At 73.3% G+C, this 21,997-nt stretch carries 18 protein-coding genes and 1 pseudogene; 12 read left to right on the top strand and 7 right to left on the bottom strand.

Annotated features, from left to right (window positions below):
- Positions 1-99 precede the first annotated feature (99 nt).
- Together AC2CHG_RS19660 and AC2CHG_RS19655 are read right to left on the bottom strand one after the other, a co-directional pair.
- Complete coding sequence (locus AC2CHG_RS19660) at positions 100-1,158, bottom strand: DegT/DnrJ/EryC1/StrS family aminotransferase (protein ID WP_357208520.1); 1,059 nt, start codon at positions 1,156-1,158, stop codon at positions 100-102.
- Entirely contained in the window at positions 1,155-2,021 is an 867-nt protein-coding gene (locus AC2CHG_RS19655) for a GNAT family N-acetyltransferase (RefSeq protein ID WP_402808129.1), read from the bottom strand. Before AC2CHG_RS19655 ends, AC2CHG_RS19660 begins: the two co-directional genes overlap by 4 nt.
- A 98-nt stretch (positions 2,022-2,119) precedes the next feature.
- Here AC2CHG_RS19655 and AC2CHG_RS19650 point away from each other — a divergent pair, with 98 nt between their 5' ends.
- On the top strand, positions 2,120-3,049 hold the full coding sequence (locus AC2CHG_RS19650) for an NAD(+)/NADH kinase (RefSeq protein ID WP_357208516.1): 930 nt from the start codon (positions 2,120-2,122) through the stop codon (positions 3,047-3,049).
- Between the two features lie 6 nt (positions 3,050-3,055).
- Here AC2CHG_RS19650 and pgm read toward each other — a convergent pair whose 3' ends face one another.
- Together pgm and glgC are read right to left on the bottom strand one after the other, a co-directional pair.
- On the bottom strand, positions 3,056-4,699 hold the full coding sequence (pgm, locus tag AC2CHG_RS19645) for a phosphoglucomutase (alpha-D-glucose-1,6-bisphosphate-dependent) (RefSeq protein WP_262012233.1): 1,644 nt from the start codon (positions 4,697-4,699) through the stop codon (positions 3,056-3,058).
- Between the two features lie 35 nt (positions 4,700-4,734).
- Positions 4,735-5,967, bottom strand: coding sequence for a glucose-1-phosphate adenylyltransferase (gene glgC / locus AC2CHG_RS19640; RefSeq protein ID WP_262012232.1), 1,233 nt, complete (start codon positions 5,965-5,967; stop codon positions 4,735-4,737).
- A 93-nt stretch (positions 5,968-6,060) separates the two neighbouring features.
- Here glgC and glgA point away from each other — a divergent pair, with 93 nt between their 5' ends.
- A complete protein-coding gene (gene glgA, locus AC2CHG_RS19635; RefSeq protein WP_463839798.1) occupies positions 6,061-7,299 on the top strand; it encodes a glycogen synthase in 1,239 nt (412 codons plus the stop codon).
- Here the strand turns inward: glgA and AC2CHG_RS19630 are convergent.
- Entirely contained in the window at positions 7,260-7,715 is a 456-nt protein-coding gene (locus tag AC2CHG_RS19630; RefSeq protein WP_262012230.1) for a type II toxin-antitoxin system VapC family toxin, read from the bottom strand. The two genes, glgA and AC2CHG_RS19630, sit on opposite strands and share 40 nt — an antisense overlap.
- Positions 7,705-7,944, bottom strand: a complete 240-nt coding sequence (locus AC2CHG_RS19625) for an AbrB/MazE/SpoVT family DNA-binding domain-containing protein (RefSeq protein WP_262012229.1) — start codon at positions 7,942-7,944, stop codon at positions 7,705-7,707. The genes AC2CHG_RS19630 and AC2CHG_RS19625 overlap by 11 nt, the downstream gene beginning before the upstream one ends.
- Positions 7,945-8,005: 61 nt before the next feature.
- Here AC2CHG_RS19625 and AC2CHG_RS19620 point away from each other — a divergent pair, with 61 nt between their 5' ends.
- The 7 genes from AC2CHG_RS19620 (at position 8,006) to glgB (ending at position 17,650) form a co-directional block, all read left to right on the top strand.
- Positions 8,006-8,734, top strand: coding sequence for a class I SAM-dependent methyltransferase (locus tag AC2CHG_RS19620; protein ID WP_262012228.1), 729 nt, complete (start codon positions 8,006-8,008; stop codon positions 8,732-8,734).
- 76 nt (positions 8,735-8,810) lie between these two features.
- Positions 8,811-9,428, top strand: coding sequence for a TetR/AcrR family transcriptional regulator (locus tag AC2CHG_RS19615; protein WP_262012227.1), 618 nt, complete (start codon positions 8,811-8,813; stop codon positions 9,426-9,428).
- On the top strand, positions 9,425-10,654 hold the full coding sequence (locus tag AC2CHG_RS19610) for an NADH:flavin oxidoreductase (protein WP_262012226.1): 1,230 nt from the start codon (positions 9,425-9,427) through the stop codon (positions 10,652-10,654). The genes AC2CHG_RS19615 and AC2CHG_RS19610 overlap by 4 nt, the downstream gene beginning before the upstream one ends.
- Positions 10,655-10,686: 32 nt before the next feature.
- Positions 10,687-12,402, top strand: a complete 1,716-nt coding sequence (locus AC2CHG_RS19605; protein ID WP_262012225.1) for a 3-ketosteroid-delta-1-dehydrogenase — start codon at positions 10,687-10,689, stop codon at positions 12,400-12,402.
- A 101-nt stretch (positions 12,403-12,503) separates the two neighbouring features.
- On the top strand, positions 12,504-13,349 hold the full coding sequence (locus AC2CHG_RS19600) for an SDR family oxidoreductase (RefSeq protein WP_262012224.1): 846 nt from the start codon (positions 12,504-12,506) through the stop codon (positions 13,347-13,349).
- Positions 13,350-13,439: 90 nt separating this feature from the next.
- Positions 13,440-15,560 carry an alpha-1,4-glucan--maltose-1-phosphate maltosyltransferase gene (locus tag AC2CHG_RS19595; protein WP_484525306.1) on the top strand — a complete coding sequence of 707 codons (2,121 nt, stop codon included), beginning with the start codon at positions 13,440-13,442 and terminating at the stop codon, positions 15,558-15,560.
- The gene (glgB, locus tag AC2CHG_RS19590) at positions 15,548-17,650 is read left to right on the top strand and encodes a 1,4-alpha-glucan branching protein GlgB (protein ID WP_484525305.1); all 2,103 of its coding nucleotides are present in this window, start codon (positions 15,548-15,550) and stop codon (positions 17,648-17,650) included. The genes AC2CHG_RS19595 and glgB overlap by 13 nt, the downstream gene beginning before the upstream one ends.
- Before the next feature lie 241 nt (positions 17,651-17,891).
- Here the strand turns inward: glgB and AC2CHG_RS19585 are convergent, their stop codons facing one another.
- Positions 17,892-18,968, bottom strand: coding sequence for an App1 family protein phosphatidate phosphatase (locus AC2CHG_RS19585; protein ID WP_402808103.1), 1,077 nt, complete (start codon positions 18,966-18,968; stop codon positions 17,892-17,894).
- Between the two features lie 82 nt (positions 18,969-19,050).
- On the opposite strand from AC2CHG_RS19585, the gene AC2CHG_RS19580 reads away from it, so the two are divergent.
- The 3 genes and pseudogenes from AC2CHG_RS19580 to AC2CHG_RS19570 form a co-directional block, all read left to right on the top strand.
- Positions 19,051-20,655 (top strand): hypothetical protein, encoded by a 1,605-nt coding sequence (locus tag AC2CHG_RS19580; protein ID WP_262012220.1) that lies wholly within the window; start codon positions 19,051-19,053, stop codon positions 20,653-20,655.
- 16 nt (positions 20,656-20,671) lie between these two features.
- A complete protein-coding gene (gene yaaA, locus AC2CHG_RS19575) occupies positions 20,672-21,475 on the top strand; it encodes a peroxide stress protein YaaA (protein WP_262012411.1) in 804 nt (267 codons plus the stop codon).
- 109 nt (positions 21,476-21,584) lie between these two features.
- A pseudogene (locus tag AC2CHG_RS19570) lies at positions 21,585-21,997 on the top strand (hypothetical protein); the annotation flags it as partial.

Here is a 21,997-nt window from a genome sequence, read left to right as displayed (position 1 = left end):
CACCGCCACCCCCCCCCCCCCCCCCCCCCCCCCCCCCCCCCCCCCCCCCCCCCCCCCCCCGCCCCCCCCCCCCCCCCCCCCCCCCCCCCCGACGCGCGTTCAGGCCGATCCGGTGGGCACGCCGGACGGTCGCGGCGCCGAGGCGCCGCTCTGGGCCGGCGCCGCCGGACGTCCCGCAGGCGCCAGCGCGCCGCGCTCGGGGAGTGTGCCCAGCGCCCGCTGGAAGCTCGCGACCAGCGCCGGGTAGTCGGCCGGTGCGACGTCCTGGTGTACGGGGAAGTTGATGATCTGCCGGGACAGCCGTGCCATCGACGGATGGTCCCGCAACTGCTCGATGAGCGTGTGGTAGAGGCTGACCATGCCGAAGCCCTCGCGGTTCATCTCGGCGTAGACATGGTCGCGGTTCTCCCGGCCGGTCCCGAGGATCCGTACCGGCAGCGTCTGCGGGGCGTCGTCCGGCGCCAGCTCGGGCCACATCAGCTCGAACGCGCCGCCGAGTTCGGGCAGGTCGCGCAGCAACGCGGTGAGGGCGCGGAAGTTCTCCTGCCGCCGCGCGGCGATGCCCAGCGTGTCGTGGTCGAGCACGTGCCGGGACAGGTCCGGCTCGGTCTCCCGCTGACCGGTGAGCCGGCCCGGGTCGCGGTAGGTGATCATCCCGCCGCGTGCGCCGGGCATCGGCAGCATCTTGTGCAGGGAGTAGAGCGAGACCTCGCCGGTACGGCCGGCCGGACCGCCGAGCGCGTGGGTGAACCACGCGTGTGCGAGGTCCTCGAGCAGCAGTGCGCCGTGCCTGTCGGTCAGCTCCCGGATCCGGCCGATCGCCCGTTCGGTGCGGCCGAAGTAGTGGATGACCACCACGACGTCGTAGGGACGCTCCGCGAGCCGTGCCTCCAGCGAGGACAGGTCAACGGCGAGGTCCTCGGTCAGGTCGTAGAAGCCGGGGTCGAGCCCGAGTTCGGTCACCGGGTCGAAGACGCCGCTGCCCTCGTTGGCGGACCAGCCGATGAACGACGGCAGCAGGATGTCGCGCCGGTCGCCGCGCCAGACCTCGGGCTGGGCGAGCAGGTCGCGCATGCCCTCCCGGGCCGCCCGGTAGAACAGGCTCGGCGTGCGGAAGGCACCCGGGTCGGTGGCGGTCTTGGGGATCGTCTGCGTCACGGAAGCTCCAGTCTGGCGCGGATCTCGGAGGTGGACATCCTGAGCGAGCGGTTGACGGCCCGCAGCGGGCCGACCGCGCTGGGCGGCGCGTCCTCGCCGGGTGTCATGACCAGGACGCGGTCGATGCCGGGGAAGGCCCGGACCACGGCGGCGACCACCGCCGGCCGTCGCAGCGTCGCCGGGTCGAAGCACCGCAGCACCCGCGGGCTCGGCCGCCCCAGCACATGGGTGGCGTCTCCGGCGACGACGGTGAGCTCACCGAAGCCGTACGTGTCGAGCCAGGCCCGGGCCGCGTGCAGCCCGTCGAAGCGGACGTCGGCTGCGGGCGCGACCCCGCCGAGCGCGAGGTCGGCGACCCACCACGTGGTCGTGGAGTCGCCGGCGAACCCGAGCCGGTCGTAGAGCGCCCGGGCCGGGGCGTTGTCGGCGAACACGTCCAGCCGCATCGACGGCAGGTCGGGATGGGCACGGGCGTACGCGCGCAGCAGTTCCCGGGCGACGCCGCGGCCTCGGGCGGCCTCCACCACGCAGATGTAGGACAGGTGCGCCAGGCCCGGCTCGACCCGGGTCAGGTCGGCGAAGCCCAGCCGCCGGCCGTCCTGGTCCTCGGCCACCAGGAAACACCGGCCGGGGAACGACTCCGGGTGCGCGAGCACGACCTCCCAGAACCGGCCGACGCCGGGCTGGGCCGAGGTCAGGTAGTCGTGCAGATGCCGCGCGAACGACGACCGGCTGACCTCGGCCAGCCATTCCGCGTCCGCGACGGTGGCCAGGCGGACCCGGAGATCCGGCGCGTCCGCACGGGACGGCACTCCCACGCCGGAGGCGGGGACGATCGACTGGACACCATACGGGACCGGCATGTTCACACCATAGTGTTCAGTACCACCCCAAAGGGGGATTTCGGATCACCGCCGCCCGCTCCGGTCCTGGTCCGGTCCCGGTGTGGTGAGCTGTAGCGGTGGCGGGTGACGTGCTGGGTCTGGTGCTGCACCCCACCCGGGACGTCTCCGAGGTGGTGGGGATCGTCGCGGACTGGGCCGCCCGGCACCGGATCACCCTCGCGGTACGCGCCGAGGACCGCGCCCGTGTACCGGCAGCGGTGGAGGCGATCGCGGCGGACGGGCTGGCCGACCGCTGCGACGCGCTGATCAGCATCGGCGGCGACGGCACCATGCTCGGCGCGCTGCGCCTGGCCGTCCGCGACCCGAAGCCGGTGCTCGGCGTACATCTGGGCCGGGTCGGCTTCCTGGTCGAGGTGGAACCGCCGGATCTGCCCCGGGCGCTGGAGCGGCTGGTGGAGCACGACTTCACCGTCGAGTCGCACGCCTGCCTGGCCTGCGACGTCTGCGGCGACGACGTGGTGGCGTTCAACGACATCGCCCTGGTCCGGCAGCCCGGCGCCGGGTTCGTCACGGCCACCCTGGCGGTGGACGGCCAGCGGTACGGCTACTACCGCTGCGACGCGCTGGTGGTGAGCACGCCGACCGGCTCGACCGCGTACAGCTATGCCGCGGGCGGGCCGCTGATCTCACCGGCCACTGAGGCGATGGTGGTGACGCCGTCCGCGCCGATGGCCGGGATCTCCCGCTCGGTGCTGCTCTCCGCGCACGAGACGGTGCACCTGGAGTTGCGGGCGGACTCGGCGCCGGTGGCGGTGGAGATGGACGGCCTGCTGATCCGGCAGGCGGCGACCGAGGGCTCGGTGCACATCCGGTACGTCAAGGACGCCGGCCGGGTGGTCCGCCTCGACCCGCGCCGCTACCAGGAGCGCAACCAGCTCAAACTGAGCCTGCTGGACCTGCCGCTGCTGCCGGACCAGTTGCGGGAGCTGTTGCCGGACGGGTTGCGGGAGCAACTCAACCGCCGGGAGCTGCCCCCGCCCCGCTGAGCCGGGTCAGGCGGTGGCGAGCACGCCGTCGACCAGCGCCTTGGCCTCCTCCTGGATCCGGGCCAGGTGCTCCGGGCCCTGGAACGACTCGGCGTAGATCTTGTAGACGTCCTCGGTGCCGGACGGGCGGGCGGCGAACCAGCCCGACTCGGTGGTCACCTTGAGCCCGCCGATCGCCGCGCCGTTGCCGGGCGCGGTGGTGAGGATCGCGGTGATCGGCTCACCCGCCAGCTCGGTGGCGGTGACCTGCTCCGGCGACAGCTTCGCCAGGACGGCCTTCTGCGCCCGGTCGGCAGGCGCGTCGATCCGGGCGTACGCGGGCGCGCCGAAGCGGTCGGCCAGCTCGGCCCAGTGCTCGCTGGGCGTACGGCCGGTGGTGGCGATGATCTCGGCGGCGAGCAGGCAGAGCAGGATGCCGTCCTTGTCGGTGGTCCAGGTGCCGCCGTCGCGGCGCAGGAACGACGCGCCGGCGCTCTCCTCGCCGCCGAAGCCGACGGTGCCGTCGAGCAGGCCGGGCACGAACCACTTGAACCCGACCGGCACCTCCAGCAGCGGCCGGCCGAGGTCGGCCGCGACCCGGTCGATCATCGAGGAGGAGACGAGCGTCTTGCCCACCGCCGCGGCCGGGCCCCACTGCTCCCGGGTACGGAACAGGTGGCCGATCGCCACGGCCAGGTAGTGGTTGGGGTTCATCAGGCCGCCGTCGGGCGTGACGATGCCGTGCCGGTCGGCGTCGGCGTCGTTGCCGGTGGAGACCGCGTAGTCGTCCCGGGCGGCGATCAGCGAGGCCATCGCGTTCGGCGAGGAGCAGTCCATCCGGATCTTGCCGTCGCCGTCGAGCGTCATGAACCGCCAGGTCGGGTCCACGAGCGGGTTGATCACGGTGAGGTCGAGGCGGTGCCGTTCGGCGATCTCACCCCAGTACGCCACGCTCGCCCCGCCCATCGGGTCCGCGCCGATGCGCACCCCGGCGTCGCGGATCGCGTCGATGTCCAGCGCGGCGGGCAGGTCGTCGACGTACCGGGCGAGGAAGTCGTACTCCCCGGTGGTCTCGGCGGCGCGCGCCCGCGCGTACGGGATGCGTTTCACCTCCTTGAGCCCGGCGGCGAGGATGGCGTTCGCGCGGTCCTGGATCCACTTCGTGGCGTCGGTGTCGGCGGGCCCGCCGTGGGTGGGGTTGTACTTGAACCCGCCGTCGGACGGCGGGTTGTGCGACGGGGTGATGACGATGCCGTCGGCAAGGCCGCTGGTGCGCCCCCGGTTGTGGGTGAGGATGGCGTGCGAGACGGCGGGCGTCGGGGTGTAGCCGTCGCGGCTGTCGCGCAGCACGGTGACGTCGTTGGCGGCGAGGACCTCCAGCGCGTCGGCCTCGGCGGGCGCGGAGAGCGCGTGGGTGTCCCGGCCGAGGAACAGCGGCCCGGAGAGGCCCTGCTCGCGGCGGTAGTCGCAGAGCGCCTGGGTGACGGCGAGGATGTGGTCGGAGTTGAAGGCGTTGCGCAGGCTGGACCCGCGGTGCCCGGAGGTGCCGAAGGAGACCTGCTGCGCCGGGTCGTCCGGGTCCGGGTGCTCGGCGTAGTAGGCGGTGACCAGCCGGGGCACGTCGACCAGGTCGTCGGGCTGGGCGGGCCGGCCGGCACGGGGGTGGGCCACTGCGGGATCCTCCTCGGTGATGCGGTGGGGACTGCTCAGGGCTCGACGCGCTGGCCCTTGCCGATGACGACGATGCCGTTGTCGGACACGGTGTAGCGCTGGCGGTCCTTCTCCAGGTCGACGCCGATCTCGGCGCCCTCCGGGACGTGGACGTTCTTGTCCAGGATCGCGCGCCGGACGACCGCGTGGCGGCCGATCTGGACACCCTCCATCAGCACGGCGCCGTCGACGTGCGCCCAGGAGTGCACCTTCACCTTCGGCGCCACGATCGAGTTCTCCACCAGCGAGCCGGAGATCACCGAGCCGGGCGACACCATCGAGCTGACCGCGCGGCCCACGCGCTCGCCCCAGGCGTGCACGAACTTGGCCGGCGGGTACGGCGGCTGCTCGGTGTAGATGGGCCACTCGAAGTTGTAGAGGTTGAACACCGGGTGCACGTTGATCAGGTCCATGTGCGCGTCGTAGAACGAGTCGAGCGTCCCCACGTCCCGCCAGTAGCCGCGGTCGCGGTCGGTGCTGCCGGGCACCTCGTTGTCCTTGAAGTCGTAGACGTTGGCCTCGCCGCGCTCGACGAGCATCGGGATGATGCTGCCGCCCATGTCGTGCTTGCTCGTCTTGTCCGCCGCGTCGCGCTCGACCGCCTCGCACAGCGCCCGGGTGGTGAACACGTAGTTGCCCATCGAGGCGTAGATCTCGTCCGGCGCGTCGGGCAGCCCGACCGCGTCGGTGGGCTTCTCCCGGAACGCGCGGATCCGCTTGCCGTCCTCGCCGACCTCGATCACGCCGAACTGGTCGGCCATCGCGAGCGGCTGCCGGATGCCCGCGACTGTCACCGCGGCCCCGGAGGCGATGTGGTCGTCGACCATCTGCCGGGGGTCCATCCGGTAGATGTGGTCGGCGCCGAAGACGATCACGTAGTCGGGCTGCTCGTCGTTGATGAGGTTGAAGCTCTGGTAGATCGCGTCGGCCGAGCCGGCGAACCACCACGGGCCGCGGCGCTGCTGCGCGGGCACCGGCGTGACGTAGTTGCCGAGCAGCGTCGACATCCGCCAGGTCTTGGTGATGTGGCGGTCCAGCGAGTGCGACTTGTACTGGGTCAGCACCACGATCTTGAGGAAGCCGGCGTTCGCCAGGTTGGACAGGACGAAGTCGACCATGCGGTACATCCCGCCGAAGGGGACGGCGGGCTTCGCCCGGTCGGTCGTCAGGGGCATCAGGCGCTTGCCCTCCCCGCCGGCCAGGACGATCGCGAGCACCTTGGCAGCCATGCTCAGACGCTAACGACCCGGACCCGACTTCACCACTCGGACGCCCACACTTGCCACCGCGTGCGACGTGGCGCTCTGCACTAGGGTGCGGGCATGGCACCGATGCGCGTCGACATGCTCACCCGCGAGTACCCGCCGGAGGTGTACGGCGGCGCCGGTGTGCACGTGGAATACCTCGCCCGTGAGCTGCGCCACCTCGCCGACGTGCGGGTGCACTGCTTCGGCGCGCCGCGCGACGAGAAGGGCGTCACCGCGTACGCCGAACCGGCCGCGCTCGCCGGCGCGAACGCCGCGTTGCGCGTCATGGGCGTCGACCTGGAGATGGCCGCCGGGACCGCCGGCACCGACGTGGTGCACAGCCACACCTGGTACGCCAACCTGGCCGGGCACACCGCGAAGCTGCTGCACGGGGTGCCGCACGTGGTGACCGCGCACAGCCTGGAGCCGCTGCGGCCGTGGAAGGCCGAGCAGCTCGGCGGCGGGTACGCGCTCTCCTCCTGGTGCGAGCGGACCGCGTTCGAGGCGGCCGACGCGATCATCGCGGTGAGCGCGGGCATGCGGCGCGACGTGCTCACCGCGTACCCGGCGGTGAACCCCGACCGGGTACGCGTGGTCTACAACGGCATCGACACCGCGCAGTACGCTCCGGACCCGGGCACCGACGTGCTCGACCGGCTCGGCATCGACCCGGCGCGGCCCAGCGTGGTCTACGTCGGGCGGATCACCCGGCAGAAGGGCCTGCCGTACCTGCTGCGGGCGGCCCGGGAACTGCCCGCAGACACCCAGCTGGTGCTGCTCGCCGGCGCGCCGGACACCCCGGAGATCGCGGCCGAGGTGGAGGGTCTCGTGGCGGAGCTGCGGGCCACCCGGTCCGGGGTGATCTGGGTGGCGGCGATGCTGCCCAAGCACGAGGTGATCCAGGTGCTCACCCACGCCACGGTCTTCGCCTGCCCGTCCGTCTACGAGCCGATGGGCATCGTCAACCTGGAGGCGATGGCCTGCGAGACCGCAGTGGTGGCGACTGCCACGGGCGGCATCCCGGAGGTGGTGGCCGACGGCGAGACCGGGCTGCTGGTGCCGATCGAGCAGGCCGGCGACGGCTCCGGCACGCCGCTGGACCCGGAGCGTTTCGTGGCCGACCTGGCCGCGCGCATGAACGAGCTGCTGGCCGACCCGGACCGGATCGCGGCGTTCGGGGCGGCTGGGCGGCGGCGGGCGGTGGAGCACTTCTCCTGGGACGCGATCGCCCGTCAGACGCTCGAGGTGTACCGCTCGGTGGGGGTGCAAGGAGGTCAGTCGTCGGGTGCGATCAAGGTCAGTCCGGGAAAGTAGCTGCGGTAGCGGCTGCTGTCGCGGGTCAGCAGACGGTAGTGGCAGACCGCTGCGTGAGCGCCGATGTAGAAGTCGGCGATCGGCGAACGCTTGGCACCCCCACGCGACCGGTACCGCACGTACGCCTTGCCGGCCAGGAAACCGGCCGGGTAGGGCAGTTCCTCGCGAAGGAAGTCGGCGGCCGGCAGCGCGTCGTCGAGGTCCTCCACGCGCGCGAAGCGCACGGACACCTCCGCGTAGACGATCGGGTTGATCACCAGAAGGCCGGCATCACGAGAAGCGGCCAGGGCGTCGCCGGACCAGTCCGCCCACTTCGGGTCGTCGGTGAAGATGTCCAACAGGACATTCGTGTCGACGAGGGTCGCGACCGTGTCGGTGGCTCGGCCTGCCACGGCCCGGACCCGCTCACTCGCCACGGAGCAGTTCCATCAGCTCGTCCGTCGACATGCCCTCGACTTCTCGAGCAGCGCCGCGCCCACGCATGTGTCGGACCAGGCGTCGCCCACGGGTTTCCGCGTCATCGACGCGCACGATGCGTAGGGCACCGCCCTCCTCGATCACGTCCACCTCGTCGCCCTCGTGCAGATTGAGCCGAGCGCGCAGCTCAGCCGGGATGGTCACCTGCCCCTTGCTGTTCAACCTCATCGCGGTCCTCCGGTCACGTAATACAGATGATACGTGTCACAAGCCTGGGTAGGGTCGCCGGATGCCCGATGCGATCTTCGCCCATCCGCGTCTCGCGCCGGTCTACGACGCCTTCGACCCCGACCGGGACGACCTGGCCGCCTACGTGACGCTCGCCAGTGAGCTGGGCGCGCGCACGGTGCTCGACGTGGGCTGCGGGACCGGGTCGCTGGCGGTCCTGCTGGCCCGGCACGGGTACGCGGTCGTCGGCGTCGACCCGGCCGGGGCGTCCCTCGACGTCGCGCGGGCCAAGGACGTGGCCGGCGCGGTCCACTGGATCCACGGCGACGCCACGGCGCTGCCCGCGCTCAGCGCCGACCTGGCCACGATGACCGGGAACGTGGCGCAGGTCTTCCTGACCGACGCCGACTGGGGACGGACGCTCCAGAGCATCCACGCCGCGCTCCGACCGCAGGGGCATCTCGTCTTCGAGACCCGGCGTCCCGACCATCGCGCCTGGGAGGAGTGGGCGACGGACACCGGCCCGGTCATCCGATCCGTCCCGGGCGTCGGGCGGGTGGAACGGCGTTTCCGGGTCACCGCGATCGACCTGCCGTTCGTCTCCTTCCGCTTCACCTACCGGTTCCTGCCCGACGGGACGGTGGTCACGTCGGACTCGACGCTGCGGTTCCGCGACCGCGACGACGTCGAGTCGAGCCTGACCGCCGCCGGATACCGGGTGCTCGACGTGCGGCAGGCGCCTGATCGCCCCGATCGGGAGTTCGTGTTCGTCGCGCAGCGGACGGGCTAGAGGCGGAGCGCGCGGTCACGTCGCCGGGCGGTCGCCGATTATTGACGCTTCCCGACAAAAATGCTTCACTGGCCGCATGGCCTCGGACAACCCGCCCGCGCGGCGCCGACGTGGCCGGCCCACGGTGCTCGATCCCGAAGCGGTCGGCACCGCGGCCCTGCGGCTCTGGGCGGAGCGCGGCTACGGCGCCACCGGCTGGGACGACCTCTCCGCGGCCACCGGGATCAGCGCCCGCACCCTGATGCGGCACTTCCCGTCCAAGGCCGCCCTCGCCTGGGTGGGGGTGCCCGCCGCCACGCGGCGGCTGACCGAGACGTTCCGCGCGCTGCCCCTCGACGTCCCGCTGTCCGACGCGCTGCGCGCCGCCGTGGTCGCCTCCGTCTCCGACGACGCGCTCGTGCTCAGCGCGGGCGGGTACTGGATGCGGGTCGTCGCCGAGGAACCCGAACTGGCGGACGCCTCCGCCCGCGCCTACGCGCCCTGGACCGAGGCCCTCGCCCGGGAGATCGCCCGGCGTCGACCGGGAGCGCCGAGCGCGATCTGCCACGCCGTCGCCACCGCGTACCGCGAGGCGGCCCAGGCCGCGCTGTACGACTGGGCCCGCGGCGGCCCCGACGGCTCGCCGGCCCACGCCGTCGACGCCCTGCTGCGTCTGCTGGACATCCGCATCACCACACCCGAGGAAGCCCCGTGACCACCACGCGCCCGATTCCCGACCCGCTCGCCCCCGCCACCCTCGGTCCGGTTCGCCTGCGCAACCGGGTCGTCAAGTCCGCCACCTTCGAGGGGGCGACCCCGGACGCCCTGGTCACCGACCGCCTGATCGAGTACCACACCGCTGTGGGCCGCGGCGGCGTCGGCATGACGACTGTCGCCTACCTCGCCGTCGCGCCCGAGGGGCGTACCGAACGGGGCCAGGTCTACTGGCGGCCCGAGGCGTTGCCCGGGCTGCGGCGGCTGACCGAGGCGGTGCACGCCACCGGCGCCAAGGTCAGCGCCCAGATCGGGCACGCCGGGCCGGTGGCCAACTCCCGCTCGAACGGGCTGCCCTCGCTGGCCCCGTCGGCGCGGTTCAACCCCCTGGCGATGGGCTTCGACCGCGCCGCGACGCACGACGACATCCACCGCGTCGTGGCCGCACACGGCAGCGCCGCCGCGGCGGCGCGCGAGGTGGGCTTCGACGCCGTCGAGGTGCACCTGGGCCACACCTACCTCGCCGGATCGTTCCTGTCGCCGAAGCTCAACCGGCGCCGCGACGAGTTCGGCGGTGCGCTGGCCAACCGCGCCGAGTTCCCGCGCCGGATCCTGGCCGCCGTCAAGGAAGCAGTCGGAGACGACGTGGCCGTCATCGCCAAGATGAACATGAGCGACGGCGTACGCGGCGGTTTCGACCTCGACGAGTCGATTCCGTTCGCCCGGACGCTGGAGGCCGACGGGCACCTGGACGCTCTGGAACTCACCGGCGGGTCCTCGCTGCTCAACCCGATGTTCCTGTTCCGGGGCGACATCCCGCTCGCGGCGATGGCCGCGCCCCAGCCGCCGCTGCTACGGCTCGGGATGAAGACGTTCGGCCGGTTCCTGTTCCGCGACTACCCCTACCAGCCGCTCTACTTCCGCGACCTCGCGCTCCAGTTCCGCCGCGAGCTGTCCATGCCGCTGATCCTGCTCGGCGGCGTCACCGACCTCGACGGGATGCGCACGGCCATGAGCGACGGCTTCGAGTACGTCGCGATGGCCCGCGCCCTGCTCCGGGAGCCGGATCTGATCAACAAGATCAGCCGTGACGCCACCACCCGGTCGCGCTGCACCCACTGCAACCTCTGCGCCGCCAGCATCTTCACCGGCACCCACTGCCCCCTGGACGCCGAGGGGACGACGGCGCTCGTCGCCGCCGGTACCCGGCCCGTCGTCGCCCCGTAGCAAGTCGTCGCCCCGTAGCAAGGAGTTCCCCGATGCCCGTACCCCGGCAGCCCGGGCCGACCTCGGTCGACCTCGTCGTGATCGGCTCCGGCACCGGCCTCGCCGCCGCGCTCAGCGCCCACGAGGCCGGCCTCTCCGTGGTGGTCGTGGAGAAGTCGCGCTGGGTCGGCGGCTCCACGGCGCGCTCCGGCGGCGCCTTCTGGATCCCCGCCAATCCGGTGCTGGCCGCCGAGGGCTCCGGGGACACGTCCGAGCGCGGCGCGGCCTACCTGGAGGCCGTCGTGGACGGCTCCGCGCCCGAACAGCGCTGGCGCAGCTTCCTCGAACACGGCACCGCCACGATCGAGATGCTCACGCGGACCACCCCGATGCGGTTCCTCTGGGCCCGCGGCTACTCCGACTACCACCCGGAGCTGCCCGGCGGCACCGCCGAGGGCCGTAGCTGCGAGTGCCGCCCGCTCGACCTGAAGGTCCTCGGTGCCGACCGCGCGCGGCTGCGTCCCGCCGTCCTCTCCGCGCCCGTGCCCATGCCGGTCACCGGCGCGGACTACAAGTGGCTCAACCTGATGGCGAAGACCCCTGTTCGCGCGCTGCCCCGCATCGTGAGCCGCCTCGCCCAGGGCCTCGGCGGCCTCGCGCTCGGACGCGAGTACGCCGCCGGCGGCCAGGCCATCGCCGCCGGCCTGTTCGCCGGCGTCCGCCGCGCCGGCATCCCGGTGTGGACCGAGACGGCGCTGGAGCGGCTCCTGGTCGAGGGAGACCGGGTCGTCGGGGCCGAGCTGCGCCACGGGGAGACGACGTTCGCCGTACGGGCCGAGCGAGGTGTCGTGCTCGCCACCGGCGGCTTCGACCACGACCTGCCGCTGCGGCACGTCCACCACCACCGCGACCTGGGCGACTGGAGCCTCGGCGCGGACAGCAACACCGGCGACGGGATCCGCGCCGCCCAGGAGGTGGGCGCCGGCACCGACCTGATGGAGCAGGCGTGGTGGTTCCCCGCCGTCGCGCCGGTCGGCGACGCCGCGCCGTCGGTGCTCCTCGCCGAGCGTTCCCTGCCCGGGTCGCTCATGGTGGACGGCACGGGCCGCCGGTTCGTCAACGAGTCCTGCGACTACATGACGTTCGGGCAGCGGGTGCTCGGCCTCGCCCGCGAGGGCGGGGCGCTGCCGGCCATGTGGCTGGTCTTCGACCAGCGGTACCGCAACAGCTACGTCTTCGCCGGCACGCACTTCCCCCGCGCCCCGCTGCCGAAGTCCTGGTACGCGGCGGGCATCGCGCATCGCGCGGGCGCCCCGGGTGACCTCGCCCGGTCGATGGGCGTGGACGCCGACGCGTTGAGCGCCACCCTGGCGCGGTTCAACCAGCTCGCCGCCACCGGCGTCGACGACGACTTCGCGCGTGGCGCCAGCGCGTACGACCGCTACTACGGCGATCCGACGGTGACGCCAAACCCGAACCTGCGGCCCCTGGCCGGCACCCTGTACGCCGTCCGGGTCGTCCTGTCCGACCTCGGGACCTGCGGTGGGATCCGGGCCGACGGCCTCGGCCGGGCGCTGTCCGACGCGGGGACACCGGTCCCCGGGCTGTACGCGATCGGCAACGCCGCCGCCAACGCCTTCGGCAGCACCTACCCGGGGGCCGGGGCGACCATCGGCCAGGGCCTGGTCTACGGCTACGTCGTCGGGCGGCACGCGGCGGGCAGGCTCCCCGCCGCCGACCGGGCCGAGGGCCGCCGGACGGCGGAATAGGCACGGTTTCGCCGCACCCGGGGCCGCCCGGCGTGCCAGCATCCGGCAGGACGCACGGGGCCGACCCGGACCGACAGTCGGCGAAGCGGAGAGGAACCGACATGGGTACGTACGCGGTGACCGGCGCGGCCTCCGGCATGGGCCGGGCGTCCGCCGAGCGGCTGCGGCGCGACGGGCACACAGTCGTCGGCGTGGACCTGCGGGACGTGGAGGTCGTCGCCGACCTCTCCACGCCGACCGGGCGCGCGGCGGCGGCCACCGAGGTGCTGGAGCGCGCCGGAGGGCGGCTCGACGGGGCGGTCTGCGCCGCCGGGCTCGGCGGCATCCCCGGCCGGGACCGGCTCGTGCAGCAGGTCAACTTCTTCGGCGTGGTGGAGCTGCTCGAGGCGTGGCGACCGGCGCTGGCCGCCGCCGGCAACAGCAAGGTCGTGGTGTTCGGCTCGAACTCCGTCACGCTCACCCCGATGGTGCCGGAGCGCGCCGTGCGGGCCCTGCTCGACCGCGACGCCGACCGGGCGCTGCGCGTGGTGGGGCGCTTCGGCAAGCGCTCGGCGCCGTTCGCGTACGCGAGCTCGAAGCTGGCGGTGACGCGGTGGGCACGCCGCGCCGCGATCTCGCCGGAGTGGGCCGGCGCCGGCATCCGGGTGAACGTCCTGGCCCCCGGCATCATCGCCACCCCGCTGTTGGAGGAGCAGATCGCCCGGGGCGAGAAGGAGGCGGTCGAGGGGCTGCCGGTGCCGATCGGCGGGCGCGGCAAGCCGGCGGACGTCGGCGAGTGGGTGGCGTTCATGCTGTCGCCGGCCGCCGACTTCCTCTGCGGTTCGGTGATCTTCCTGGACGGCGGCTCGGACGCCTACTTCCGCACCGACGACTGGCCCGTCTCCACCGGGCCGGCCGGGGTGCTGCGCTACATGCGGCGTGCCAAGGCGTGGCGGGCCCGGCGCTGACCCGGCAGGCCCGCCCACCCGGGCGGGCGCGTCGCCGTGGAAGCAGCGCGCAACCGAGCGCGAGAGGATCTCGCGCAGTAGGTTGAGCGGGTGACTGGACGGTTCCCGATCGAAGACGTCTCCCCCGTCGTCTCCTGCGGTCGCTACCCGGCCAAGGCGGTGGTCGGCGAGGTCGTGCCGGTGTCGGCACGGGCCTATCGCGAGGGCCACGACGCGCTCGGGTGCAACGTGGTCTGGCTCGGCCCGGACGGCGCGGCCCGCCCGTTCACCCGGATGCGTCCGGGCGAGCCCGGGCAGGACCGCTGGCACGCCACCATCCGCCCGGACGCGGTGGGCCTGTGGCGCTTCGCCGTGGAGGCGTTCGGAGATCCGTACCTCACCTGGCAGAACGCGGTCACCAAGAAGCTCGCCGTCGGCCAGGGCGCGGCCGAGCTGGCGAACGACCTGGCCGAGGGCGTACGCGTGCTGACCGCCGCGCTCGACCTGGTGCCGAAGGCTGACCGGGATCGCGTACGCGAAGCCGTGCGGGCCCTGGCCGACGACGACCTGGACCTGCCGCGGCGGGTGAGCGCGGCGCTGGATCTGGCCGACCTGCTCTGGGCGCACCCGGTGCGTGAGCTGGTCACCACCGGCGAGGAGCGCACGCTGTGGGTGGATCGGCCGCGGGCGCTCTTCTCCGCCTGGTACGAGCTCTTCCCCCGCTCCGAGGGCGCGATTCCCGCCACAGTCGACGCGCCCGCGCGTTCCGGCACGTTCGCCACCGCGATCGAGCGGCTGCCGGGTGTCGCGGCGATGGGTTTCGACGTGCTCTACCTGCCGCCGATCCACCCGATCGGCCGGGTCAACCGCAAGGGCCGCAACAACGCGCTCACCGCCGGGCCGGACGACGTGGGCTCGCCGTGGGCGATCGGCGCGGCCGAGGGCGGCCACGACGCCATCCACCCCGACCTGGGTACGCCGGAGGACTTCCGGGACTTCGTCGCCGCCGCCGCCGAGCAGGGGCTGGAGGTGGCGATGGACCTGGCGTTGCAGTGCGCGCCGGATCATCCGTGGGTCACCGAGCACCCGGAGTGGTTCACCACTCGGGCCGACGGCAGCATCGCGTACGCGGAGAACCCGCCGAAGAAATACCAGGACATCTACCCGCTGAACTTCGACAACGACCCCGAGGGCATCCGGGCCGAGGTGCTGCGGGTGGTGCTGCACTGGGTCGGCGAGGGCATCCGGATCTTCCGGGTGGACAACCCGCACACGAAGCCGTTCGACTTCTGGCACTGGCTGATCGCCGAGGTCAAGAAGGTCGACCCGGACGTGCTGTTCCTGGCCGAGGCGTTCACCCGGCCGGCGATCATGCATGGGCTCGGCAAGGTCGGCTTCACCCAGTCGTACACCTATTTCACCTGGCGTACGACGGCGGCCGAGATGCGGGAGTACTGCGAGGAACTGGTCGCCTCGGTCGACTGGATGCGGCCGAACTTCTGGCCGAACACGCCGGACATCCTGCACTCGTCGTTGCAGCACGGCGGCCCGCCGATGTTCAAGATCCGCGCGGTGCTGGCGGCGCTGCTGTCCCCCTCCTGGGGCATGTACGCCGGGTTCGAGCTGTTCGAGCACGTGGCGCGGCCGGGCGCCGAGGAGTACCTCGACAACGAGAAGTACGAGCTGCGGCCCCGGGACTGGGACGCCGCGCTGGCGCAGGGCCGGTCGCTGGCGCCGTTCATCACCACGCTGAACCGGGTACGCCGGGACAACCCCGCCCTGCACCGGCTGCGCAACCTGCGGTTCCACGACATCGACAACCCGGCGCTGCTGTGCTGGTCGAAGCACGACCCGGAGACCGGCAACACGGTGATCGTGGTCTGCTCGTTCGACTCCCGCGAGGTGCAGTGGGGCAACACCACGCTCGACATGCCGGCGCTCGGCCTGGACTGGCACGAGCGGTTCACCGTGCGCGACGAGCTGACCGGCGCCGAGTACGACTGGGGACAGCGCAACGTGGTGCGCCTCGACCCGTACCTGCAACCGGCGCACGTGCTCACCGTGCGCCGCCCGGCCGCACCCGAGCCGACGCAGCCGGCCGCGCCGGCCGCCGCCGAGCCGGAGCAGCCGGCCGCGCCCGACCTCACAGTGGAAGACGTACCCGCCGACCTCTCCGGCGGCACCGCCCCGACCGCACCGGCCGACAAGGACGACGCCCGATGGACCAGCTGATCACCGGCGAGGTACACGACCCGCACGCCGTGCTCGGCGCACATCCGGCCGACGGGAGCACCACGATCCGGACGCTGCGCCGGGGCGCGGGCGAGGTGACGGTGCTCGCCGGCGGCGAACGGCACCCGATGAAGCGGGTCCACGACGCCGGTGTCTTCGAGGCGGTGCTCCCCGGCGAGGTGCTCGACTACCGGGTCGAGGTGGACGGCACCACGCACGACGACCCGTACCGTTATCCGCCCACGCTCGGCGACCTCGACCTGCACCTGATCGGCGAGGGCCGGCACGAGCGGCTCTGGGCGGCGCTCGGCGCCCGTGTGTTCGACGAGGGCGTCGCGTTCACCGTCTGGGCGCCGAACGCCCGCGCGGTGCGGCTGATCGGCGACGTGACCGGCTGGGCGCCCGACGACGGGTGGCCGATGCGGTCGCTCGGGTCCAGCGGCGTGTGGGAGATCTTCGTGCCCGGCATGCCGGTGGGCAGCCGCTACAAGTACCGCATCCTCGGCGCCGACGGCCGGTGGCGGGACAAGGCCGACCCGATGGCCGCGCGCACCGAGGTGCCGCCGGCCACCGCGTCGGTGGTGCACGAGTCACGGTACGAGTGGGGCGACGCGGACTGGCTCGCGCGCCGGTCCCGGCAGGCGCCGCACCAGGAGCCGATGAGCGTGTACGAGGTGCACCTGGGCTCCTGGCGCCCCGGCCTCGGCTACCGGGAACTGGCCGATCAGCTCACCGCGTACGTGCTGGAGATGGGCTTCACCCACGTGGAGTTCCTGCCGGTGATGGAGCACCCGTTCGGCGGCTCGTGGGGCTACCAGGTCACCGGCTACTACGCGCCGACCGCCCGCTTCGGCGACCCGGACGACTTCCGCCACCTCGTCGACCGGCTGCACGCCGCCGGCATCGGCGTGCTCCTGGACTGGGTGCCGGCGCACTTCCCGAAGGACGAGTGGGCGCTCGCCCGCTTCGACGGCACCCCGCTGTACGAGCACCCTGACCCGCGTCGCGGCGAGCACCCCGACTGGGGCACGTACGTCTTCGACTTCGGCCGCAACGAGGTCCGCAACTTCCTCGTCGCCAACGCGCTCTACTGGCTGGACGAGTTCCACATCGACGGGCTGCGCGTGGACGCGGTGGCCTCGATGCTCTACCTGGACTACTCCCGCTCCGACGGGCAGTGGGCGCCGAACGTGCACGGCGGCCGGGAGAACCTGGAGGCCATCGCGTTCCTCCAGGAGGTGAACGCCACCGTCTACCGGCACCACCCGGGCGTACTGATGATCGCCGAGGAGTCCACGGCGTGGCCCGGCGTCACGAAGCCGACCTCGGAGGGCGGGCTCGGGTTCGGGTTCAAGTGGAACATGGGCTGGATGCACGACACCCTGCTCTACACCTCGAAGGACCCGATCTACCGCCAGCACCACCACCATCAGCTCACGTTCTCGCTGGCGTACGCGTGGAGCGAGAACTACGTGCTGCCGATCAGCCACGACGAGGTGGTGCACGGCAAGGGGTCACTGGCCGGCAAGATGCCCGGCGACACCTGGCAGCGGCTGGCCACCGTGCGGGCGCTGCTGGCGTACATGTGGGCGCACCCGGGCAAGCAACTGCTGTTCATGGGCTGCGAGCTGGCCGACGACAGGGAGTGGAGCGAGGAGCGGGGCCTCGACTGGTACCTCACCCACGATCCGGCCCGCGCCGGCGTGCAGCGGCTGGTCGCCGACCTGAACCGGGTCTACCGGGCCAGCCCGGCGCTCTGGGCGCAGGACACCGACCCGGCCGGCTTCCGCTGGATCGCCGGGGACGACGTCGCCAACAACGCGGTGTCGTTCATCCGGATCGCCCCGGACGGGCAGACGCTGGTGTGCGTGGCGAACTTCTCCGCAACCCCGCTGGAGGACTACCGGATCGGCCTGCCGGCAGCAGGTACGTGGACCGAGGCGCTGAACACCGACGCCCACCACTACGGCGGTTCCGGCGTGGGCAACCTGGGCGAGGTGCACGCCGAGAACGTGCCGTGGCACGGCCTGCCCGCGTCGGTGGCGCTGCGCGTGCCGCCACTGGGCGTCCTCTGGCTCCGCCCGGCCTGACGGCGGCGCCCGGTGGTCAGCCGACCCGATCGGCGACCGGTCCGCACCGCACCCTGCTCCCGGTCGGCAGATCACCCTCGCCGGTACTACCAGGGCCGGCGGGAGGTTCTCGGTTTGAGCGTTATGACCCAGAGGCATATTTATGCCTCTGAGTCATAACCGTCGCGGGAAGTAGTTTCCTGGGGCGTGACTACGCACCGTGTTGAGCGACCGCCCGTCGCCGCGGGCGCGACCGCAGGAGTCAGACCAGGTCGGCTTCTCGGAGGAGCTTCCAGAGGCCGGCGCCGTCGGGGGCGCTGAGCCACTTCTGGCCGATCGGGCCCGATGACGACCGGCCGGCCGGCGCGGGCAGGCTGCCTGCCAGCACCGACTGGGTCGGGGACAGCCGCCGGATCGCCACCCCGGCCACGTTGTCCGGGTGCGCGGCGGCGAACTCGCGGTAGATCTCCGGGTCGTGCTGCCCGTCGTCGCCGATCAGCAGCCATCGCACCTCGGGGAACTCCCGGGAGAGCCGGGCCAGCGTGGCCCGCTTGTGTTCCCGGCCGCTGCGGAACCACCTGTCGGCGGTCGGCCCCCAGTCGGTGAGCAGCAGCGGCCCGGCCGGGTAGAGGTGGCGGGACAGGAACCGGGTGAGTGTCGGCGCGACGTTCCAGGCGCCGGTGGACAGGTAGAAGACCGGCGCGCCCGGGTGGGCGGTGGCCAGCCGCTCGTACAGCACGGCCATGCCGGGCACGGCGGTGCGGGCGTGCTCGTCCAGCACGAACGTGTTCCACGCGGCGAGCAGCGGCCGGGGCAGCGCGGTCACCATGACGGTGTCGTCGATGTCGGAGAGGATGCCGAAGCGCACCGCCGGGTCGAGGACGCGGACCAGCGCCTCCACCGGCTCGGCATCGGCGACGCTGAGGCGTACGCAGCCCCAGCCGGGGGCGAAGTCGGCCTCGATCACGGTGTCGACGAAGCCGCTGCGGTCGGCGGTCACCTCCTGGCGCACGCCGTCGGCCTCGATCGTCACCTTCACGTGCTTGGCGGGCAGCGTGGCGAAGCTGCGCCAGCCCCGCACCTTGTCCAGCCGGCCCCGGCGCCGGGTGTCCGGACGCCCGAGCAGCACGCGGCAGAGCACGCGCGCCCAGCCGGGGGCGCCGTAGCCCGCGTACGCGATGATGTTGGGCTGCCACCCGGTGCGCCGCAACCGGCGCTCCACCAGGCCGTGCACGGCGTCCTCGAAGCGCGCGGCGCGGTGCAGTTGCGGAACGGCAAGCTGGTCCGGTGGTGTGGGCGGCACACGGCAACAGTGCCACAACCGGACCGGCCGGGCCACGCGAGTGATCCACGCCGATCCGACCCGGCGGCGGGCGCCGCCGTGACAGACTGCGGTCGGGACGACGACGGGGGCGTTTGTCGTGTCGACGACGAAGCGGGACCGGGTACTGCCACGTCCGGACGCGCCGGCGCTGGTGGCGCTGCTGCTCGGCGCCGCGGCTGTCGGCTACCGGCTGGTGCTGACACTGCTCACAGTGCCCGCGTCGAACAGCGACGAGGCCACGTTCGGCCTGGCCGCGCTGCACATCGCCGGCGGTGGTGAGCGGCCGGTCTTCCTCTACGGCCAGCGCTACATGGGCGTGCTGGAGTCGTACCTGGCCGCGCCGCTGGTCGGCTGGGCCGGGCCGAGCTGGCCGCTGCTGCGGCTGCCGCTGCTCGCGCTCTTCGCGGTCTTCCTGTGGCTGGCGTACCGGCTGACCCGCCGCCTGTTCTCCCCCTGGCTCGCGGTGGTCGTGGTGGGCCTGCTCGCGCTCGGCTCGGAACGGGTGGTCCGCGACCAGCTCACCGCCGTCGGCGGCCGTCCGGAGGTGAAGCCGGCGGTGCTGGCGATGCTGCTGCTCGCGGTGGCCCTGGGCGACCGGCGGGTCCGGCACCACTGGCTGGCCACCGGCGCGTTCGGGCTGCTCGCCGGGCTGGCGCTGTGGTCGGACTGGCTGATCGCGCCGTACCTGCTGGTAGCCGCCGTGGTGCTCGCGGTGGCAGTGCCCCGGGACCTGATCGGCTGGCCGGGCGTGCTGCTGGTCGTGGGCTTCCTGGCCGGGATCGCCCCGATGGTCAAGGACAACCTCGTCGCGCCACCCGGGCAGGACTCGCTGTCGGTGTTCCGCGAGATCAGCACCAAGGAGGGGGTCGCGCCTTCGCTCGCCGAGCGGCTGCGCGGCGGGCTGCTGGAGGGGGTGCCGCTGGCGTCGGGCATGTGCCCGATGGACGGCTGCGCGCGCTGGGCGCAGTGGTTCGGCGTGCTCTATCCGGTGCTGCTGGTGGCCGCCGCCGCGCTCGGCGTGGTCGCGTACCGCCGGGCCGCCGACCACGCCGCGCGGGTCCGGGCCGTGGCGATCCTCGCGCTGGTCGTGGGCGCGGCGCTGACACTTCTGGCGTACGTGCGCAGCCCGCTCGCCGCGACCGACCCGCTCGGCAACGCCCGCTACCTGTCGGTGCTCCAGATCTCGCTGCCGGCCGTGCTGTGGCCGCTCTGGCTGGCCGCCGCGCACGCGGTGCGGGGCACCGCCGGACGGGCGGCCCGGCTGGGCGGCGCCACGGCGGCGGTGGTGCTGGCCGCGCTGACCGCCGCCACTGTCGCCGGGACCGTGGCGTTCCTGCCCGGCGTGCCGGGCGTACGGGACGAGGAGCGCACCGCCCGCCGCCTGGCCGACACGGTGCGGCAGGCCGGTCTGCACGAGGTGTACGGGGACTACTGGACCTGCAACCGGCTGATCTTCAACACCGGGGAGACCGTCGCCTGCGGTGTGCTCGACGGCGCGCTCACGCCCGGGCAGAACCGCTATCCGGCGTACTGGCAGCGGGTGGCGCGCGCGGACCGGCCCGGGTACGTGCTGGCCGTCGACTCCCCCGCCGAACGCACCCTGCGACGGCTGCTGGGCGACCGTGCCGACGCGGCGGTGGTGGCCGAGGTGGGCGGCAGTCGCGTGTACCACCCCGACCGTGCCGTGCGACCGTGGCGCTGACCCCGGCCCGTACGCTGTGCCGGTGCTCATCCTGCTGCCCCCGTCGGAGGGGAAGGCCGAGGCCGGCACCGGCCGCCGGCTGGACCTGTCCCGGCTGTCCCTGACCGAGCTGAACCCGGCCCGGGAGGCGGTCCTGACCGCGCTCGTCGACCTGTGCTCCGGGCCGGACGAGACGGCGGCCCGGACCGCGCTGGGCCTCACCGAGGGGCAGCGCGGCGAGCTGCGGCGCAACGCCCGGCTGCGCGAGGCGGCCACCGCACCGGCCGGTCGGCTCTACACCGGGGTGCTCTACGAGGCGCTCGGCCTGGACACGCTGCCGCCCGACGCGCAGCGGGCGGCCCGCCGCCAGGTGCTGATCAGCTCCGGCCTGTGGGGCGCGGTACGCCTCGCCGACCGGATCCCGCCGTACCGCTGCCCGATCGGGGCGCGGCTGCCGGGGCTCGGGGCGCTGTCGGCGTACTGGCGGGAGGCGCTCGGCCCGGTGTTGGAGCCCGCCGCCGGACGCGGTCCGGTGCTGGACCTGCGGTCCGGCGCGTACGCAGCCACCTGGACGCCGCGCGGCGTGCTCGCCGAACGCACGGTGACGGTACGGGTACTGCACGAACGGACCGTGGACGGCACGCCGGCCCGGTCGGTGGTGAGCCACTTCAACAAGGCCACGAAGGGCCGGCTGGTGCGGGATCTGCTGCTCGCCGACGCCCGGCCGCGTACCGCCGACGCGCTGGTGGGGGCGCTGCGGGAGCTGAAGTACACGGTCGAGGAGGCGCCCCGGGCGGCTGGGCGGCCCCGGCAGGTCGACCTGGTGGTCACCGAACTCTGAGCCGCGGGCTTCCCGCAAATTTTGCTCAAGGCTGGGGCGCATCGGTTCCCGGTCCGGCGCTCGGCAGCGACGGTAGAGGTACCCCGACTCTGACCGAGGAGCCGCGCCGATGCTCACCACGCTGCTCGACCGCCCGCGCCCGTCGCCGCCGCCGCTGGACTGGCTGACCCTGACCGACGCCTTCGAGGTCGCCTGCATGGTGCGTTGCACGCCGCCACCGGCCGCCGACGTCCGCCGTCTCGACTCCGGACCGCACCGGGGCGGGATCGCCGAGTTCAACCGCGAGGACGCGGCGCAGCGGATGCGGCAGCTGCTGGGCCGCCTCGACGTGCCGGTGGAGCACGAGCTGACCACCGGTGGCCTGCGCCGCCGCTACGAACTGCACCGGCTGTCGGTGCCGCCGCAGCGCCGGGCGGCGTACGCGAATCTGCTGACCGCGGGCTGGCGGCAGGGCCGCCGGGAGCTGCTCGGCGGACCGTTCCCGGGCGCCTCGGCGGCACGCCGGCTGTGGCGGCCCCGGCT

Source organism: Micromonospora sp. ATLC20, from assembly GCF_057196585.1.
The sequence above is the reverse complement of the archived record's forward strand: the minus strand, read 5'-3'. Positions and strand labels throughout refer to the sequence as shown.

Bases quoted from the DNA above. Each gene is read 5' to 3' on its own strand.
- AC2CHG_RS19655 (WP_402808129.1), bottom strand. From the start codon at position 2,021: ATGCCGGTCCCGTATGGTGTCCAGTCGATCGTCCCCGCCTCCGGCGTG.
- glgC (WP_262012232.1), bottom strand. From the start codon at position 5,967: ATGGCTGCCAAGGTGCTCGCGATCGTCCTGGCCGGCGGGGAGGGCAAG.
- glgA (WP_463839798.1), top strand. From the start codon at position 6,061: ATGGCACCGATGCGCGTCGACATGCTCACCCGCGAGTACCCGCCGGAG.
- AC2CHG_RS19625 (WP_262012229.1), bottom strand. From the start codon at position 7,944: ATGAGGTTGAACAGCAAGGGGCAGGTGACCATCCCGGCTGAGCTGCGC.
- AC2CHG_RS19620 (WP_262012228.1), top strand. From the start codon at position 8,006: ATGCCCGATGCGATCTTCGCCCATCCGCGTCTCGCGCCGGTCTACGAC.
- AC2CHG_RS19615 (WP_262012227.1), top strand. From the start codon at position 8,811: ATGGCCTCGGACAACCCGCCCGCGCGGCGCCGACGTGGCCGGCCCACG.
- AC2CHG_RS19605 (WP_262012225.1), top strand. From the start codon at position 10,687: ATGCCCGTACCCCGGCAGCCCGGGCCGACCTCGGTCGACCTCGTCGTG.
- AC2CHG_RS19600 (WP_262012224.1), top strand. From the start codon at position 12,504: ATGGGTACGTACGCGGTGACCGGCGCGGCCTCCGGCATGGGCCGGGCG.
- glgB (WP_484525305.1), top strand. From the start codon at position 15,548: ATGGACCAGCTGATCACCGGCGAGGTACACGACCCGCACGCCGTGCTC.